Genomic DNA, 16,233 nt, shown 5'->3' with positions numbered 1-16,233 from the left:
TCACGAACGCGCAGGTGCGCGCCGCCGCGCCGACTGGACGACGGTGCCCACCCGCTCGACCAGCACCGCCATCTCGTAGCCGATCTGGCCGATGTCGCAGTTGCGCGCCGCAAGGGTGGCCAGGTTGGAGCCGTCGCCGACCCGCATCAGCAGCAGGTAGCCGTTCTCCATCTCGACCACCGACTGCAGCACGTACCCACCCTCGAACAGCTGCGCCGCGCCCGTCGACAGGCTGGCCAGTCCGGACGCCACGGCCGCGAGTTGGTCGGCGCGTTCGGTGGGGATGTGCTCGCTGGCCGCCATCAGCAGCCCGTCGGCGGACACCAGCACGGCGTGGGTCACCCCGGACACCTCGCGGGCGAATTTCGACACCAGCCAGTCGAGTGAGTCACGCTGCGTTGATCGCGACGCGTGGGTCATTCGGTATCGGTTCCTCTGGTCTCTCGTGCGTGCGACCGGGCGGCGTGCACCCCGCCGAAGTGGCTGCTGATGCTGGCCCGAACGGCTTCCGGATCGCGGTGCGGGGCTCCCGGTTCGGCGCCGACCTCAGCCGCCGATGCTACCTCGGCGGTGTCCGGGGCGCCGGGCACGAGGCGGGCGCCGGGGGTGCGCACGGGAAGGCCATCGTCGGTGACGTCGGTGACCGGCGCCTCGTCCGCGGCGGCGGCGAGCGACCAGCCGTGGTCCCAGACCGACTCCCAGTTCAGGTCCTCGCTGTTGGCGAGTTCGGTCGGGTCGACCAGCCACTCGGAAAGCATGCTCTGGTAGATGGAGTCGTCGGTATCGGCCGTCGTCGTCGCCTGGGTGCGAGCGGCGAAGAAGCTGGACGTGTCCGTCGGCCGAGCGGCGGGTTCGGGCTCCTCCGGTTCCTCGTCGAAGACGGCCGCGATGCCGCTGGCGCCGGGAGCGCGCTGCGGAAGCACCGAGATGTTCGAGTGTTCCCGCTCGGGCTCGGGCTCGAGTTCGCGCTCGACGTGATCCTCGTCGAGGGCGAGCGCCGTCGCGATGCCCGCGTGCGCATCGGCGGGCGTCGCGTACTCGGGCGCGCTGAACTGATGCGGTTCCCCAGGCCGGCGGAGCAACTCCGTCGGCACGTACACACCCGCGGTGGTGCCCGAATCCGGTTCGCCGCCGATCGTCGAACGCAGCCGGACCACCAGCCCGTGCTGGGCGGCCAGGCGACCGACGACGAACAGGCCCATGTGCCGCGCGGTGTACGGGTCGACCTGGCCGCCGGACTGCAGGCGGGTGTTGGCGACGCGCAGATCCGACTCGGTCATGCCGAGGCCGATGTCGCCCACCTCGATGACCAGTCCGCCGTTGGCGGTGTGCACAGCCGACACCCGCACCTGCGAGATCGGCGGCGAATACCGCAGCGCGTTGTCCAGCAGCTCGGCCAGCAGGTGGACAAGGTCGCCGGCGACGGCGCCGCTGACCTCGCTGTCGGGCACCGTCGCGATGACCACTCGCGTGTAGTCCTCGACCTCGGACGCCGCGGCGTTGATCACCGCCGACACCGGGACCGGTTCGGCTTGTTCGCGAGGTACTTTCGCGCCCGACAGCACCAACAGGTTCGCGCCGTTACGGCGCATCCGAGCGGCCAGGTGATCCAGCCGGAACAGGCTCTCGAGCCGCTCGGGGTCTTCCTCGTTGCGTTCCAGCCGGTCGATCAGCGCGAGCTGCTGGTCGACCAGCGAGCGGCTGCGCCGCGACAGCGTCTCGAACATGTCGCCGATCTGCAGCTGCAACCGCGACTGCTCGGCGGCGAGGAACACGGCCTGCTCGTGCAGTTCGTCGACGGCGTGCGCGACCTGGCCCACCTCCTCGGTGGTGTGCACCGGGATCGGCGTGATCTGCGAGGCGTCACCGCCTGCGCGCACCCGCTCGATCTCCGCGCTCAAGTCCTCGTGGGCGACCTTGAGAGCGCTATCGCGCAGACGCCGCAACGGGCGCACCAGGCTGCGCGCCACCAGCGCCACGATGATCAGGGCGAGCAGCAGCGCCACGCCGACGATGATCGCATCACGGATCAGAGTGGTGCGCTGCGCATCGGCGCGGTCCTGGACGGCCGAGGTGACCGCGGGCGTGGTCCGCTCGATGACTTGGCGCGCGATCTGCTCGGTGGTGGCCACCGACGCCAGAAGTTCGGGGTTGTTCACCAGCGGCACCGCGAGGTCGGTCATCAACGCCATCCGCTTGACGAACTCGGCCTGCAACTTCTGGGCGTCCGGCGACCCGACCCCGAGCACCTGGTTCATCCCGAACAGCGTCGACGGCTCGGTGCCCGCCAGCGCGATCACCGCGGTCCTCAACTCAGGCTCGGGCAGTTCGGCGCCGCGGGTCAACGCGAGCGTCTGCATCGTCATCTGGCCGCGCGCCCCGATCGCGCGGGCCAGACCGACGGTCTCCGCGCGGATGCGTTCGTCGTCGACGCGGACCGAGCCGGTCACCGCATCCTCGGCCGGCAACAGCAGCAACGCGTAAGCCTGGATGGTGTCGCGCAGCCCGATGCTGTTCGCGGCGACCTTCTCCACCAAGATCTGGCCGCCGTTGGTCATCGTCGTGATGGCCTGGCGGACGTCGGGCGCGACGTCGGTGTCGTCGAGTCGGCGCTGCAGATTGCGGCGGCTGTCGTCGTAGCGCGTCAACGCCGTCTGGATGTCGCCCCCTGTCGAGCCGGCGAGCATCGTTCCTTCCAACGCCGCCATGTAGCCCTCGATCGCGGGCACCATCTCGGCGCGGTCAGCGGCGCGGCGCAGATCGGATTCGGCTATCACGTCGGCGCGGATGCGCAGGCCGCCGAACGTCGCGGCGACGATCAGCGGCACAAGAACGATCGCGAGCACTTTCCACCGGACAGGCCAGTTGGACAGCGCCCACCGCGAGGGCTTCTTGACGGGTGGCTCCGGTTTGCGGTCGAAATCGATCAGGGCGCTCATCGGCGCACGCCCGCTCGCTGGGCCGGTGGTTTCAACGTCAGCCTCGGCGCGTCATGCATCAGACTTCCCACTGATTTTCTCGTGATATGCCCTCCCGGCGGGCGCATTCGGGCCCTGGCAATTGGACGAGTATGCCAGCGATGCGCGGCCGAATCCACCGTTCTTACTGAACGGACAGAGTCCATAAACGCAGGTGGAATGCGGTGTGAGGATACCGAGCGAATACCGGGACCCGATCGTGATGCGGCGTCCGCTTACGCCGGGCGAAGGATCGCGACCAGGAAGTCGGACTCGTCGGTGAAAGGCCGCAGATCCCATGTGGACAACAGCAGGTCGGGCGCGAATCCGGCGGTCGAGGCGTCGTTCAGGAAGTCGTCGAACGCGTAGTCGCGGCCGGCGCCGAAGCCGATCACGGCCCGTCCGTCGTCCTCGAGGTGCGCGCGCAGCCGAGAGAGCACCAGGCCGCGGGTGCTCGGGGCCAGGAACGTCATGACGTTGCCCGCCGAGACGATCACGTCGAACGGTTCGGCGATGCCGCGCGCGGGAAGGTCGAGTTCGGCGAGGTCGCCGACGAGCCAGTGCGGGCCGGGATGGTCCTGTTCGGCGGCCTCGATCAGGGTGGGGTCGACGTCGACGCCGACGACGCGGTGTCCGACGGTGGCGAGGTAGCCGCCCAGTCGGCCGGGTCCGCAACCGGCGTCGAGGATGTGCGACCCGCGCGGCACCATCGCGTCGACGAGGCGGGCCTCCCCCGCCAGGTCGTCGCCGGCGCGCGCCATGGCGCGGAACCGCTCGATATACCAGTGCGAGTGGCCGGGGTCGGCCGCCACCTTCTGCATCCAGAGGCTTTCTGCGACCATGCGAGCATTATCCCCTTGGCTCCGAAGAGCTCTTCCCGCCCTCGGCGTTGGGAGTTCCCGAGCGTGGCTGGACTTCACGAAATGTCAGAACTCGTCGGCATGATGAGCCCAGAATTCCGGCATGAGCGACTACCTGCTGGTCCACGGCGCGTTCAACGGCGGCTGGGTCTGGGACGCCTTGGCCGAGCAGCTGCGGGCCGGTGGCCATCATGTACACGTCGTCAAACAACTGCCGAGCGGTGGTAGCAATCCGGCAGTGCTCGGTGACCTCAGCGCGGATGCCAATCATGTTCGGCAGGTGCTGATGACTACCGCTGAGCCTGTTGTGCTGGTTGGCCATTCGTACGGTGGGATGGTGATCACCGAGTTCGCCGACCACCCAAAGGTGCGGCACAGCGTGTACCTCACTGCGCTCTGGCCGAAGCGCGGACAGTCAGTCCTGAATCAATTGGGCGATGTCCTACCCAACGTGTTTGTTCGGCGAGAGGACGGCACGATGGAGATGACCGATGATTTTGAACTGGCCAGGCAGTCCTTCTGCTCCGATCTCGACCGCGATCAGAGTCAGATGATTCTGTCACGCTTCGTCCTGCAATCGGCAGCGTCGTACTCTTCTCCGAGCATGGCTGGAGAACGGACGCATCCGGCGACTTACGTAATTGCCACTGGAGAATCAGCGAACTCGGCGGCAGCGCAGGAAGCGTGGTCGACGAACGCCGACCACGTCGTTCGAATATCCGCCGGGCACATGGCCCAGCTCTCTCGGCCCCGTGAGCTGGCCGATGTGCTCGAACGGATCTGATCCCGTCGATGTTCCGTGTTCTCTTCTATTCACCGCGCATCGCGCCCAACACCGGCAACGCGATCCGGATGGTGGCGGCGACCGGCTGCGAACTGCATCTGGTGGAACCGATGGGATTCGATCTGTCCGAGCCGAAGCTGCGGCGCGCCGGTCTGGACTACCACGACCTGGCGTCAGTAACCGTTCACAGCGACCTGGCCACGGCGTGGTCCGCGTTAACGCCCGAGCGGGTCTTCGCGTTCACCGCGCACGCGACAACGTCGTTCACCGACATCGAGTACCGGCCGGGTGACGTGCTCATGTTCGGGCCGGAGCCCACCGGGCTGGACGACGCGACGCTGGCCGATCCGCACATCACCGCGCAACTGCGGATACCGATGCTGGCCGGCCGACGCTCACTGAACCTGTCGAACGCGGCCGCCGTCGCCGTGTACGAGGCGTGGCGTCAGCACGGGTTCAGCGGCGCGACCTGATCACCACGTGTTGAAGTGCGCGATCTGCTCGACGGGCAGCCGCTTGGCCGGGCGGAAGTCGGTGCCCTTGGTGTAGGCGATCGGGAACAGCCCACCCTGGCTGTACTGGTCGTGCGGGATGCCGAGCACGTCGGCGGCCTGCTTCTCCCCCTCACCGAGCAGATGCAGCGTGGTCCACGCCGAGCCGAGTCCGCGCGAGCGCAACGCCAGCATGTAACTCCACGCCGCGGGCAGAAGTGAACCCCAGAAGCTGGCGCTGACGGCGCCGGGCACACCGTCGCACCGCCCTTCGAGGCACGGGATCAGCAGCCACGGCGCCTTTTCCATGTTCTCGGCGAGGTATTCGGCCGACGACACCACGGCTTGGCGCCGCTCTCCGCGGCTGTCGCCCTCGGCGTATTCGGGCTCGGGCATCGTGCGGTACATCTTCCAGCTGTTGCGGTAGATCTCGGCGAGCGCCGTCTTCTTCTCGGGGTCGTCGACGAACACCCACTGCCACGCCTGGCTGTTCGATCCGGTTGGGGCCTGGATGGCGAGTTCGAGACACTCCAGCAGCACCTCACGCGGTACCGGCTTGTCGAAATCGAGCCGCTTGCGCACCGATCGGGTGGTGGTCAGCACTTCGTCGGCGGAGAGGTTCAACGTCATTTTTCGAGACTACATTCGCCCCATGGCGCAGTGTTTCGCGCAGCGGGTGCTGTCTCTACCGGGCGTACGGCGAGCGCACACAGGCCGACCGCGGCGATCGACACGAATGCGGTTCTGCCACCGACCATGTCGATGAGCGCGCCGGCGATGGGAGCGCCGAGAGCTTGACCGGCGGCGATGGTGAAAAACGACAGGCCGACCCCCGACGAGGTGCTGTCGGGGTACAACCGCGCGCTCCACAGCAATGCCAGGCCCGTCAACGCGATGTAGGCGCCACCGAAGAGGGTCGCGGCGACGATCATCACGACGAGGTTGGCCGGGGCGGCGGCCAACGAAGCCGTCGCCACGGCCATCGTCACGGTCGCGGCCACCCACGCCCACCGCAGGCCGATCCGCTGCACCGCGTCACCGGCGAACGCACCGGCAATGCCCGCCGCGCCGATGACGATCCACAACAACGACGAGCGCGTCGCGTCTGCCCCGCCGACCGTGGTGATCAGGTCGCGGCCGAACGTCCACACCGCGACGCTGCCGACGCCCGTCAGCAGTGAGGCCAGCAGCAAGCCGAAAGTGCCTGGGCGCCAGAACGGATCGACCCGCTTGGCCGCGCGCTGCGAGGAGTCGGGCACGGCGAGGAACACCCAGACCGTCACGGCCGCCGACACCGCCGCGTACACCACCCACGCCGCGCGCCAGTGACTCAACAGCAGCAGCGCGATCGGCGCTGACAGCACCACACCGATGCCCGTGCCGCCGTTGACCACGGTCTGCGCACGGTCCGCTGTGGCAGGCGGCACATGTTGGGCGACCGCCGCGGCCAGTGGTGGCGAGACGATGCCGGTGCTGCACCCAGCGATCAGCACCCCGGCCGCCAGAACCCAGGCCGAGGGCGCCAGGGCGATGATCGAAATGCCCAGTGTGGCAACGCCTCCGGCGGCGACCGCAACCCGGCGCGGTCCGACGCGGTCGGTGAGCAGCAGGCTGGCGGTGATCGCGGCGCAGTAGCCGATGTAGCTGCCCGCCCCGATCACGCCGGCGATGGTGGAACTGAGGCCGAAGGTTTCCCCGAACACCGGCCCGAACAGTCCGTAGGAGAACCGCCCGAATCCATAGCAGCAGGCGATCAGCGCGGTGCCCGCACCGACGAGGACGTAGACGGGTCGGCGCACGGCTCAACCGTAGCGGGCTAGCGGAAGTCGCGAGACTTGGAGCCGACCGCCAGGGTGAGCTTGCCCATCCGCTCGGCGACCACGGTGACGGCCCCGGTGGCGTTCTGCACCTGACCGCGGACCAACAGCGCCGGAGCCGTCTGCGCCAGCTTGCGGTGCCGCGCCCACACCCCGCGCGAGCAGATGACGTTGACCATCCCGGTCTCGTCCTCGAGGTTGAGGAAGGTGGCGCCCTGGGCCGTAGCCGGCCGCTGCCGGTGCGTCACAGCCCCGGCCACCAAGACCCGGGAGCCGTCGGGCACGTCGAGCAATCGGCTTGCGGGGATGACACCGAGGGCGTCGAGGTCGTCACGGAGGAACTGGGTCGGGTAGCTGTCGGGCGATACCCCGGTGGCCCAGACGTCGGCGGCGGCGAGCTCGAGGTCGGTCATGCCGGGCAGGGAGGGAACGTGCGACGACGCGCCCACTCCCGGCAGCCGGTCGGGTCGCTGAGTGGCGGCCGCGCCCGCAGCCCACAACCCTTCGCGCCGGGTGATACCGAAGCAGCCCAGCGCCCCCGCGGTGGCCAGGGCCTCGGTCTGCGGCACGGACAGTTGCACCCGCTGCGTCAGGTCCAGCAGGGAAGCGAACGCGCCGTTGGCGTTTCGTTCCTCGACGAGCTGCTCGGCCAGTTCGTCGCCGATGTGCCGAACGGCGCCGAGCCCCAATCTGACCGCGTTCCCGGTGTCTTCCAAGGTCGCGTGCGCCAGGCTGGCGTTGACGTCGGGGCCGCGCACGATCACACCGTGGCGGCGGGCGTCGGCCACCAGGGTCTGCGGCGAGTAGAAGCCCATCGGCTGCGCCCGCAGCAGCGCGGCGCAGAACGCGGCGGGGTGATGCAGCTTGAACCACGACGAGTAGAAAACCAGCGATGCGAAGCTCAACGAATGACTCTCGGGGAAGCCGAAATTCGCGAAGGCCTCCAGTTTCTCGTAGATGCGGTCGGCGGTCTCGCCGGTGATGCCATGGCGCTGACGCATACCGTCGTAGAACCTGCCCCGCAGCCGGCGCATCCGTTCGGTCGATCGCTTGGATCCCATCGCGCGGCGCAGCTGGTCGGCCTCCGCGGCGGAGAAACCCGCGCAGTCAACGGCGAGCTGCATGAGCTGTTCCTGGAACAGCGGCACCCCCAACGTCTTGTGCAAGGCCGGTTCCATCGACGGGTGGTCGTAGGTGACAGCCTCTTCGCCGTTGCGGCGCTTGATGTACGGGTGCACCGACCCGCCCTGGATCGGGCCGGGCCGGATCAGCGCGACCTCGACGACCAGGTCGTAGAACACGCGGGGCTTGAGCCGTGGCAGCGTGGCCATCTGGGCGCGTGACTCCACCTGGAACACGCCGACGGAGTCGGCCTTCTGCAGCATCTCGTACACGGCGGGCTCGGACAGGTCCAGTTTCGCCAGGTCGACGTCGATGCCCTTGTGCTCGCGCACCAGGTCGATGCAGTAGTGCAGCGCCGAGAGCATGCCGAGGCCGAGCATGTCGAACTTCACCAAACCTATTGCCGCGCAATCGTCCTTGTCCCACTGCAGGACGCTGCGGTTCTCCATGCGGGCCCATTCGACCGGACACACGTCGGCGATGGGCCGGTCGCAGATGACCATGCCGCCGGAGTGGATGCCCATGTGCCGGGGCAGGTTGGATATCTGCTTGGCCAGGTCGATGACCTGCTCGGGAATGTCTTCGGTGTGCGGCGCCTCGGCGAGGTTGCCCCACTGGCCGAGCTGCTTGCTCCAGGCGTCCTGCTGACCTTGCGAGAAGCCCAGTGCGCGGGCCATATCGCGCACCGCGCTGCGGCCGCGGTAGGTGATGACGTTGGCCACCTGGGCGGCGTAGTCGCGGCCGTAGCGGTCGTAGACGTACTGGATGGCCTTCTCGCGCAGGTCCGATTCGATGTCGATGTCGATGTCCGGTGGGCCGTCGCGCGCCGGCGACAGGAACCGTTCGAAGAGCAGTTCGTTGGCGACCGGGTCGACGTTGGTGACCCCGAGCGCGTAACAGACCGCCGAATTGGCCGCCGATCCCCTGCCCTGGGCCAGGATGCCGTTCTCCTTGCAGAATCGGGTGATGTCGTGGACCACCAGGAAGTAGCCGGGAAACGTCAGCTGTTCAATGACTTTCAGCTCGTGTTCGATCTGTGCGTAGGCCCGGGGCGCCCGCTGAGGTGGGCCGTACCTGTTGCGGGCCCCCGTCATGACAAGGTGGCGCAGCCAACTGTCCTCGGTGTGGCCCTCGGGGACGTCGAACGGCGGTAGCTGCGGTGCGATCAGGGCGAGCCCGAACGCGCACTGCTCGCCGAGTTCGGCCGCGGCGGTCACCACCTCGGGCCGGTCGGCGAACAGTCGCGCCATCTCCGCGCCGGAGCGCAGATGCGAACCGCCCAGCGGCGCAAGGTATCCGGCGGCTTCGTCCATCGAGTGGCGGGCGCGGATCGCACCCATCGCCATGGCCAGTCGACCCCGCGAGGGTTCGGCGAAATGGGCGGCGGTGGTCGCGACCACGCTCAGGCCGAACCGGGGTGCCAGCTCGGCCAGGATGGCGTTGCGTTCGTCGTCGCAAGGATGCCCGTGGTGGGTGAGCTCGACGCTGACCCGGTCGCGGCCGAAGCGGTCGACGAGATCGGCGAGCGCTTGGCTTGCCGCTTCGGGCCCGCCTTCGGAAAGCGCTTGCCGGACATGCCCTTTGCGGCAGCCGGTGAGGATGTGCCAGTGTCCGCCGGCCGCTTCTGTCAATGCGTCGTAGTCGTATTGCAGTTTGCCCTTCTCGCCGCCGGCCAGGTGCGCCTTCGCGAGTTCGCGTGACAGCCGCCGGTAGCCCTCGGGCCCGCGCGCCAGCACCAGCAGGTGCGGGCCGGGCGGGTCGGGGTCTTCGGTCCGGTCGCCGCCGCCAAGGGACAGTTCGGCGCCGAACACCGTCGACATGTCGAGTTCCTTGGCGGCCTCGGCGAAGCGCACCACACCGTAGAGACCGTCGTGGTCGGTGAGCGCGATCGCCCGCAGGTCGAGCCGAACCGCTTCTTCGACCAGTTCCTCCGGGGTGCTGGCGCCGTCGAGGAAGCTGTACGCCGAATGGGCGTGCAGTTCGGCGTAGGGCACCGTCGATGTGGGCCGCTCCACGTCGAGCGGTTGGTACTCCCCCCTCTTGCTGGACCAGGCGGGGCTGTCGCCACCGTCGCCGATCTGCTCGTCGATCGGCCAGCCCGCACGGCGCGGTTTGCCGTTGAGCACCCGCTCCATTTCCGCCCAGCTCGGCGGGCCAAGATGCCAGCCCATGTGTGCAGTGTATCGAACCTGTGTTCGAACCGTCTGATCGGTCGAAATTTCGGCAAAAGCGCAGGTTATCCCCAACGCCAGATTTATCCACAGGCTGGCAAAACAACCTTTCCGATGTCAGTGGATCCGACTAGATTCGTTCATATGTTCGATCAGTTGGTGGAGGCGGCCGACGGCGCCAGAGGTGCCGAGGCAGCCGGTGCATGGGCGCGCATCGAGAATGCCGCGTGCGCGCGCAGGCTCTCGGCGGCCGTCGCCGTGCTGGATCGGATGTATGCCACCGACGGTTCGGCCGATCGCGAGCAGTGGATCATCGACAACTACGCCGCCGTCGCCGCTGAGATCGCCCCTGCCCAGCAGGTGTCGATCGGAGTCGCGGCGTCCCAACTGGAGATCGCGATCGCCCTGCGCGACCGGCTGCCTCGAACGAACGCGGTGTTTCTGACCGGCACCATCACCTACCGCATCGTCGCCGCCATCGTGTTTCGGACGTACCTGGTCCAAGACTGTGACGCGCTTGCCAAGGTCGACGCCGCGATCGCCGCGCATGTCGAGGGATGGACGGCACTGTCAGTGCTGAAGATGCACAACGCGATCGACTACTGGGTCGACCGCTTTGACCCCGCTGCGGTGCGCCGTGCCGAGAACAGTTCGCGCAGCCGCTATATCGAAGTCAAGGACAGCGGGGACGGCTCGGGTGTCGCGTATGTCGAAGCGACGGTGTTCGCCCATCACGGCGAGTTCATCGACCAACGGCTCGACGCCTTGGCCGCCACGGTGTGCGAGAACGACCCGCGCACTCAGGAGCAGCGTCGCGCCGACGCCGTTGCCGCCGCGTTCGATGGCGCCCAGACGCTGCCGTGTGAGTGCGGATCGAAAGAATGCCCGACCGCGGGCATCTCCGTCGGCGGCGTGGTGGTGCACGTCGTGGCGAGCGAGGACACGCTCGATGACGCGGCCCCGGCCGAATTGGACGGCGACAAGCCCGTCGAACCGATCGAGGCCGACGATCCCACGCTCGGTGGGCCGGCCGAGACGGGGCCGGGGTTTGTGATGGGTCGCGGAGTGGTGCCGGCACCGATCGTGGCCGCCAAGCTGGCGGTCGCCAAGCGCCGACCCGTCAGGCATCCCGGGGACGCACCGCCGGAGAAGCGGCGGGTTCCCTCGTCGGCGCTAGCGTGGTTCGTCCGTTGCCGCGATCTGACGTGCCGCTTCCCGAACTGCGACAGGCCCGCTACTCATTGCGACATCGACCACACGGTCCCGTATCCGCGGGGAGCGACGCAGGCGTCGAACCTCAAGTGCCTGTGTAGAACTCATCATCTCTACAAGACGTTCCTCGGATGGCGCGATCGGCAACACCCCGACGGAAGCGTCGACTGGCTCTCACCCGCCGGGCAGAAGTACACGACCCATCCGGGCAGCAGGCTGTTGTTCCCGTCGCTGTGCCGGGAAACCGCGCCCCTCGTCATCGATCCAAGCGTCGATCTGCTCGACGACGCGGTTCGATGCTTGAAGATGCCGCGGCGCAAGCGAACTCGCGAACAGAACCGGGCGGCGGTCATCGAAGCGGAGCGTCAGCGCAACCAGCGCCTGCTGGATGATCTCGCCGGAAGGAAGTGCGGAAGGCCCGCTTTTCCGCTCACGCCGCAGGTGTCGGTCGAAGAAGACCCGCCGCCGTTCTGACTCGGCAATCTCGCGGTCACCAAAAGTGGCTGGTCCGGCACCAGTGCGCCGTGTACCGGTCGCGTACACAACGAACAAGTTGGGTTTCCATCTGGTCAGCGATCCGAGAGAACTCGGTCTCCGGCCTCAGCCGTTCTAGTCGACGACAGCGAGCAGCCGCCTCATTCATCGGAACCAGCGAATCGCTTCCCGATTCGTCGAAGACGCTGCACCGCACCGACAACGCGGTGTATCAATTCGGAAGGACGGTGAGGAGACTCGGATGCCCGCACTCTCTGCATTTCGATCGGATGACGCACGCGCCGCCTACCTTCGGCTATACGACGCGGTCCTGGCCGGCAGTGTCGTCTCTGTCACGGAATCAGACGTGGAGACCTCATACGGGCGCACACACGTGCTTCAGGCCGGTGACCCATCAAAGCCTCCACTGGTCGCGCTCCACGGGTCGTCCTCGAGTTCAACGAGTTGGATACCGCAGCTGCCCGTCCTCACCGCTACCCATCGTGTGACGATGCTCGATGCCATCGACGAGGTAGGTAAGAGCACCCCGACCAAACCGACGTCCAACGTCACCGATCTCGTCGCGTGGCTCGACGAAGCGTTGCAGGGACTGAGGATTCAGCGCGCCGGAATCGTTGCCGTTTCTCGCGGGACTTGGATAGGGACGCACTTTGCGATGGCCTTCCCCAGAAGGGTCGAGCGGCTGGCACTCGTGTGCCCGGTCGGGATCGCGGGAGGTATGAGCCCGCGGTTTTTGTTTCGCGGCCTCACCACCATCGCTGTGCGCCCCAGTGAACGACGCGTGTGGTCACTGATCGACCACATGGTCAACCCCGAACAGCGCCGACTGCTTGGCGAAGAGCCGATGCACACGATCATGCAGCAGTTCGTCAGTGGCGCCATGACGTTCAAGATGTCGCTGGGTAACGCCGAGCCGAGGCCGTGGCCGATGCGCAGCGACTGTGATCTTCGTCCAATCGCATCCGCGCGGATCCCGGTGCTGGCGATCATCGGCAAGAACGAGACCGCACACAACGGACCCAAAGCTGCGGCCCGCCTGCGGCAGCGACTCCCCGATGCGCGGATCGAACTCGTCGACGCCAATCACCTGATCCCGAACGAGGTCGTCGGTAAGTACCTGTCCGACTTCCTCGCGCACCGCTGAGCCCGTCGACCGCCGCCGTCCTAGTTGGCGACCGCATGCAGGCGCCATTCACCGGGTACACCCTTCAGTTGGTGGGTCCCGCGTTCCTCGAACTCCAGTCCCGAGCCGATCACCAGATCGCGCAAGGTGCTCGACACCAGCACGTCGTCTGGTCCTGCCAGGCCGGCCACGCGGGCACCGATGTGCACGGCGATACCGCCGATATCGTCACCGCGAACCTCGCATTCGCCCGTATGCAAACCCGCGCGTACTTCGATTCCAAGCACCTGCACTGCGTCGCGAATAGCCATGGCGCAGCGGATGGCTCGCTGAGGACCGTCGAACATCGCGACGAAGCCGTCTCCCGTCGTGTTCACCTCACGACCACGAAACCGAGCAAGTTGCGCCCGCACGACAGCGTCGTGCGCATCCAGAAGCGCATGCCACCCGCGGTCGCCCATCTCAGCCGCGCGACGCGTCGAGTCGACGATGTCGGTGAACAACACCGTCGCCAGCACCCGATCGTCAGCGACCTCAGGCTGTCTGCCAGTAAGGAATTCGGCGATCTCCCGAAAAGACTCACGCCATGGTTCGACCACGTGTATCAGGTTCCGACCGGGCAGCTCGACGTAGCGCGCAGCTGGAATGTGATCAGCGACGTACTTGCCCCAATCCCGCGGAATCACAACATCATCCGTGTGGTGAACGACAACTGTGGGAACCCGGATCGCCGGGAGCAGCGCACGCACGTCCATCTCGGCCATGAAACGCATCATCGACGCGGCGGTGCTTGGGCTCGCCGACAAACGTTCGAACCGAGCCCAGGCCGCCCGAATCTCCTCGTTCCACGGCATGTCCGGATTCAAGAAGTGTTGCGACTCCCCTGTGCCCCACGTGTCGACCATTGCGGCGAGGACTTCCTCCGGCGTCGGTCCATCGACGCGCGCCGCGTTCGGATCTGCATAACCCTCCAACACCACCAGCCCCGTCGTCCGTGAAGGATGCGTTGCGGCGAAGAGCGCCCCTGCCGCCAACGCGCCGACACCGGCGATCAGGACGGTTTCGCTACTGCCGAGTGCATCAAGCACCGCGCTGATGCTGTCGACCCACATTTCCAGGGTCGGCAACGCACCGCCGGGAAGGGGATCGGAGGCCCCCATACCCGGCTGGTCGAAGAAGATCAGCCGACCTAGCGATGTCATCGCCTCGACCCATTCGCGTGTGGCCGGGAGCTCCGGCGTGAGCTCACAGTTCGAGAACCAGTTCGGGATGAACAGGATGTCGCGCTCACCCTCGGCGGACGCGCGGTAAGCGATTCGCAGGTCTCCGTTCGTCGCATACCGCGTCTCGGAGAACATAGCCCGAAGTCAATCTCCGCTAAGGCAGATCTTCGCGCCCGAATTGTTCGCGCGGCACCACCACCATCGGCACGTCGAGCACCCGTAGCATCTTCGCCGCCTTCGAGCCGAGAAACAGCCGCCGTGGCGCGCTCAGCCGGCTCGACCCGACCATGATCAGGTCCCCATCGCGCCAGTCCAGCTTGCCCACCGCCTCCTCGATCGTCGTACCCTCCACGATCGTCGACGTCACCGGAAAATCCTGCGGCAACTCTGATTTCGCCACATCGAGAACATGATGCGCATGAGCGAGCGCCCGCTCCCGCACCGCCTCACCGTCCCCGCGCAGCGCCCCGAACGTCGGGTCCAGCGCGACCAGCGACACCAGCCGCAGCGGAGTGCCCGCCGCCCGGCTGTAGCGAACAGCCATGTCCAGCAGGACATCCGCGCCTTCGCGCTCGCCTATCGCACACGTTGCCTCACGCACACGGTCGACGGGTGAATTCCGCGTACCCCGCGGCGCCACCGCCACCGGCAACGGCGCCGAGTGCAACAGGCCGTTGACCACCGACCCCAACGAAAAGCTGGCCGCCAGGCCACCCGATCCGCCGACGATGATCATGTCGGCCTCGACCCGCGCGGCTTCCTGAATCAGCCCATCGGCCGCCGAGTCGTCGACGCGTACATGGCTGCGCACCACGATGTCGTCGGGCACCGACGCGCGCGCCTCTTCCAGCCACTGCTCGGCCTGCTCGACGAGGTGCTTCTCGAAATCCCCCACCGGTTTTATCGACGGCACCACCCGGTCGGGCGGCAACACCATGCACAAGTCGAGTTCGGCGCCCAGCGTGCGCGCGAACCGCACACCGAGCGCCAGCGCATCCGCACCGCCGGGAGTGGCCAGGTATCCAACGACGAGCCTCATGGTCGACCATCCTGTCAATCCCCGGCGGCACACGCCTCCGGATCGACCAAATGAGCGTCAGTCGCGGTATTCGGCCACACCGTCCTCCAGTACGAGGCGGGCATTCGAACCGTCGGGTTCGGCCGCCTCCGTGCGGAATACCGCGCGACCGGCCTCGGTCCGCCAGATCGACGTCGTCAACGTCTCTCCCGGGAACACCGGCGACGTGAACCTGGCGTCGATCGCGCTGACCTTCGTCGCGTCACCCCCACCCAGTTCGGCGACCAACGCCCGACCCGCCACTCCGTAACTGCACAGCCCGTGCAGGATCGGCTTCGGGAAGCCCGCCAGTTCCCGCGCGAACCACGGATCGCTGTGCAACGGGTTGCGATCCCCCGACAGCCGATAGATCAACGCCTGATCTTCGCGCGTGGGCAACGCAATTCGGGCATCCGGTTCGCGGTCGGGAATCTCCGGAGCCGGTGGCCGCTGCCCCGGTTGCCCGCCGAATCCACCCTCACCGCGGATGACCGCCGTCGTGAAGGTCTCCGCCACCACCTTCGACGTGTCGGGGTCCGTGCCCGTCGCCTTGAGCATGACGATCGCGTTCTTGCCCGCACCCTTGTCCTGGATGTCGGCGACCTCCGCGACCACGCTCAGCTTTCCGGCCGGCTTCAGCGGTTCATACAGCCGGATCCCCTGGGAACCGTGCAGCAGCATCGCGAAGTTGAACGAACCGATCAGGCCTGCCGCCGCGAACGGCAGGCACGCGATCACCGCGTACGTCGGCAGCACCTGTTGCTCGATGCCGTGGCTGTTCTCGGTGGTGAACGCGAGATCCGCGGTGCCCGCGCCGACGCCCAGCGCGTACAGCAACGTGTCGCGGTCGGTCCATTCGAACAGTTGCGGGTCGGTCTTGGCGCCGATGGCGTTGGGGTCGAGAGGCATGTCCGAACGATA

General features: G+C 67.3%; 13 protein-coding genes. 4 read left to right on the top strand and 9 right to left on the bottom strand.

Annotated features, from left to right (window positions below; translation table 11 throughout):
• From A5752_RS24435 to A5752_RS24425, 3 genes are all read right to left on the bottom strand, one after another.
• Positions 1-420 (bottom strand): roadblock/LC7 domain-containing protein, encoded by a 420-nt coding sequence (locus tag A5752_RS24435; protein ID WP_067091327.1) that lies wholly within the window; start codon positions 418-420, stop codon positions 1-3.
• A complete protein-coding gene (locus tag A5752_RS24430; protein ID WP_067091324.1) occupies positions 417-2,939 on the bottom strand; it encodes a HAMP domain-containing sensor histidine kinase in 2,523 nt (840 codons plus the stop codon). Before A5752_RS24430 ends, A5752_RS24435 begins: the two co-directional genes overlap by 4 nt.
• 254 nt (positions 2,940-3,193) lie before the next feature.
• Positions 3,194-3,799, bottom strand: coding sequence for a class I SAM-dependent methyltransferase (locus tag A5752_RS24425; protein WP_067091321.1), 606 nt, complete (start codon positions 3,797-3,799; stop codon positions 3,194-3,196).
• A 121-nt stretch (positions 3,800-3,920) separates the two neighbouring features.
• Here A5752_RS24425 and A5752_RS24420 point away from each other — a divergent pair, with 121 nt between their 5' ends.
• On the top strand, positions 3,921-4,601 hold the full coding sequence (locus tag A5752_RS24420) for an alpha/beta fold hydrolase (protein WP_067091319.1): 681 nt from the start codon (positions 3,921-3,923) through the stop codon (positions 4,599-4,601).
• An 8-nt stretch (positions 4,602-4,609) separates the two neighbouring features.
• Complete coding sequence (locus tag A5752_RS24415) at positions 4,610-5,074, top strand: tRNA (cytidine(34)-2'-O)-methyltransferase (RefSeq protein WP_067091316.1); 465 nt, start codon at positions 4,610-4,612, stop codon at positions 5,072-5,074.
• On the opposite strand, the gene A5752_RS24410 is transcribed toward A5752_RS24415, so the two are convergent.
• From A5752_RS24410 to A5752_RS24400, 3 genes are read right to left on the bottom strand one after another with little or no spacing between them, the layout of a single operon-like run.
• Positions 5,075-5,722: a nitroreductase family protein gene (locus tag A5752_RS24410; RefSeq protein ID WP_067091313.1), complete on the bottom strand. Its 648-nt coding sequence runs from the start codon at positions 5,720-5,722 to the stop codon at positions 5,075-5,077. It abuts the gene before it with no gap.
• Positions 5,719-6,891, bottom strand: a complete 1,173-nt coding sequence (locus A5752_RS24405; RefSeq protein ID WP_067091311.1) for an MFS transporter — start codon at positions 6,889-6,891, stop codon at positions 5,719-5,721. Before A5752_RS24405 ends, A5752_RS24410 begins: the two co-directional genes overlap by 4 nt.
• A 17-nt stretch (positions 6,892-6,908) precedes the next feature.
• Positions 6,909-10,202 (bottom strand): error-prone DNA polymerase, encoded by a 3,294-nt coding sequence (locus A5752_RS24400; RefSeq protein ID WP_067091308.1) that lies wholly within the window; start codon positions 10,200-10,202, stop codon positions 6,909-6,911.
• Positions 10,203-10,346: 144 nt separating this feature from the next.
• On the opposite strand from A5752_RS24400, the gene A5752_RS24395 reads away from it, so the two are divergent.
• Positions 10,347-11,888 carry an HNH endonuclease signature motif containing protein gene (locus tag A5752_RS24395; protein ID WP_082964044.1) on the top strand — a complete coding sequence of 514 codons (1,542 nt, stop codon included), beginning with the start codon at positions 10,347-10,349 and terminating at the stop codon, positions 11,886-11,888.
• A 262-nt stretch (positions 11,889-12,150) separates the two neighbouring features.
• Entirely contained in the window at positions 12,151-13,053 is a 903-nt protein-coding gene (locus A5752_RS24390; RefSeq protein WP_082964043.1) for an alpha/beta fold hydrolase, read from the top strand.
• Positions 13,054-13,073: 20 nt separating this feature from the next.
• On the opposite strand, the gene A5752_RS24385 is transcribed toward A5752_RS24390, so the two are convergent.
• The 3 genes from A5752_RS24385 to A5752_RS24375 are packed head-to-tail and all read right to left on the bottom strand — an operon-like array spanning position 13,074 to position 16,221.
• Positions 13,074-14,390, bottom strand: coding sequence for an adenylate/guanylate cyclase domain-containing protein (locus tag A5752_RS24385; protein WP_067091303.1), 1,317 nt, complete (start codon positions 14,388-14,390; stop codon positions 13,074-13,076).
• A 19-nt stretch (positions 14,391-14,409) separates the two neighbouring features.
• Positions 14,410-15,294 (bottom strand): universal stress protein, encoded by an 885-nt coding sequence (locus A5752_RS24380; protein WP_067091300.1) that lies wholly within the window; start codon positions 15,292-15,294, stop codon positions 14,410-14,412.
• 57 nt (positions 15,295-15,351) lie between these two features.
• Complete coding sequence (locus A5752_RS24375) at positions 15,352-16,221, bottom strand: MaoC family dehydratase (RefSeq protein ID WP_067091297.1); 870 nt, start codon at positions 16,219-16,221, stop codon at positions 15,352-15,354.
• Positions 16,222-16,233 lie beyond the last annotated feature (12 nt).

Source organism: Mycobacterium sp. 852002-51961_SCH5331710, assembly GCF_001665535.1.
GTDB lineage: Bacteria > Actinomycetota > Actinomycetes > Mycobacteriales > Mycobacteriaceae > Mycobacterium.
Note: the sequence above shows the minus strand (reverse complement) of the source record. Positions and strands in the feature narration are given on the sequence as shown.

Excerpts from the sequence above, each read along its gene's own strand:
- A5752_RS24380 (WP_067091300.1), bottom strand. The coding sequence starts at position 15,294 with ATGAGGCTCGTCGTTGGATACCTGGCCACTCCCGGCGGTGCGGATGCG.
- A5752_RS24430 (WP_067091324.1), bottom strand. The coding sequence starts at position 2,939 with ATGAGCGCCCTGATCGATTTCGACCGCAAACCGGAGCCACCCGTCAAG.
- A5752_RS24410 (WP_067091313.1), bottom strand. The coding sequence starts at position 5,722 with ATGACGTTGAACCTCTCCGCCGACGAAGTGCTGACCACCACCCGATCG.
- A5752_RS24385 (WP_067091303.1), bottom strand. The coding sequence starts at position 14,390 with ATGTTCTCCGAGACGCGGTATGCGACGAACGGAGACCTGCGAATCGCT.
- A5752_RS24390 (WP_082964043.1), top strand. The coding sequence starts at position 12,151 with ATGCCCGCACTCTCTGCATTTCGATCGGATGACGCACGCGCCGCCTAC.
- A5752_RS24375 (WP_067091297.1), bottom strand. The coding sequence starts at position 16,221 with ATGCCTCTCGACCCCAACGCCATCGGCGCCAAGACCGACCCGCAACTG.
- A5752_RS24425 (WP_067091321.1), bottom strand. The coding sequence starts at position 3,799 with ATGGTCGCAGAAAGCCTCTGGATGCAGAAGGTGGCGGCCGACCCCGGC.
- A5752_RS24415 (WP_067091316.1), top strand. The coding sequence starts at position 4,610 with ATGTTCCGTGTTCTCTTCTATTCACCGCGCATCGCGCCCAACACCGGC.
- A5752_RS24395 (WP_082964044.1), top strand. The coding sequence starts at position 10,347 with ATGTTCGATCAGTTGGTGGAGGCGGCCGACGGCGCCAGAGGTGCCGAG.
- A5752_RS24420 (WP_067091319.1), top strand. The coding sequence starts at position 3,921 with ATGAGCGACTACCTGCTGGTCCACGGCGCGTTCAACGGCGGCTGGGTC.
- A5752_RS24400 (WP_067091308.1), bottom strand. The coding sequence starts at position 10,202 with ATGGGCTGGCATCTTGGCCCGCCGAGCTGGGCGGAAATGGAGCGGGTG.
- A5752_RS24435 (WP_067091327.1), bottom strand. The coding sequence starts at position 420 with ATGACCCACGCGTCGCGATCAACGCAGCGTGACTCACTCGACTGGCTG.